Raw genomic sequence first — 1,078 nt, forward strand, 5'->3', positions numbered from 1 at the left:
GACGATGTGTTTTATGAAGCACGCGGTACGGCTTGGGCGCTGGTGCATATACTAAAAGCAATAGAGCATGACTTTAAGGCAGTGCTGATCAATAAGAATGCTTTGGTAAGCTTGCAGCAGATAACACTGGAATTGGAAGCGACTCAAGAGGCTGTTTGGAGTCCGATGATTCTAAATGGTAGTGGCTTTGGGATGTTGGCTAATCATAGCTTGACAATGTCTTCGTATATCTCAAGAGCATCAGCGGCCATTATCGACTTGCGCAGTTTGCTTCAGCAGGGCTAACTTTCTAGCACTCGTGAAGTGCAGATAGTAAAAAGGCCGCTGATGCGGCCTTTGTTATATAGAGCTAAGCGCTACAACTTACTTATTGTAGTTCGCTACAGACTTCTCGATTGACTTACGAGCAGCATCTGCATTTTCCCAGCCTTTTACTTTTACCCACTTGCCTTTCTCAAGCTCTTTGTAACGCTCAAAGAAGTGCTGGATCTGTTCTTTCAGTAACACTGGAATATCTTCAATATCCTGAATATCTTTGTACTCAGGAGATAGCTTGTCGTGAGGTACCGCTACTAGCTTCTCATCACCACCCGCTTCATCGTCCATGTCTAGCATGCCGATTGGGCGACAACGAATTACTGAGCCAGGTATAACTGGATATGGTGTGATAACCAATACATCTAATGGATCACCATCGTCAGCCAAAGTGTGCGGGATAAAACCGTAGTTTGCTGGGTAGAACATTGGCGTGGACATGAAACGGTCAACTACAACAGCTCCCATGTCTTTGTCGATTTCATATTTTACCGGGCTGCTTTGAGCTGGGATTTCAATTACGACGTTAATGTCGTTAGGAATGTCTTTTCCTGCTGGAATGTTGTCAAAAATCATAGCTTTGTCCTGTCGTTAATAAGCGGTGTTACTGACCTGAATTTTTTCGCAGAGCGATAAAGTGCGCGATTATACGGCTTCGTGCATTTTTACGCCAGATTCAGAGCCAACAAACAGCAGATCTGCGGGTCTAAGTGCAAATAAACCGTTAGTGACTACGCCTGTAAGGTTGTTGATTTCGGCTTCG

2 protein-coding genes are annotated in these 1,078 nt (G+C 44.5%); one reads left to right on the forward strand and one right to left on the reverse strand.

The genetic code is table 11. The features are described from left to right. A partial coding sequence (locus A3729_RS17580; RefSeq protein ID WP_156497989.1) for a DUF2333 family protein occupies positions 1-285 on the forward strand: 285 nt, incomplete at its 5' end. Between the two features lie 78 nt (positions 286-363). On the opposite strand, the gene ppa is transcribed toward A3729_RS17580, so the two are convergent. Then, complete coding sequence (ppa, locus tag A3729_RS17585; RefSeq protein ID WP_068512204.1) at positions 364-891, reverse strand: inorganic diphosphatase; 528 nt, start codon at positions 889-891, stop codon at positions 364-366. Between the last annotated feature and the right edge of the window lie 187 nt (positions 892-1,078).

The sequence above is a fragment of the Oleiphilus sp. HI0043 genome, from assembly GCF_001634935.1.

Bases quoted from the DNA above. Each gene is read 5' to 3' on its own strand.
- ppa (WP_068512204.1), bottom strand. From the start codon at position 891: ATGATTTTTGACAACATTCCAGCAGGAAAAGACATTCCTAACGACATT.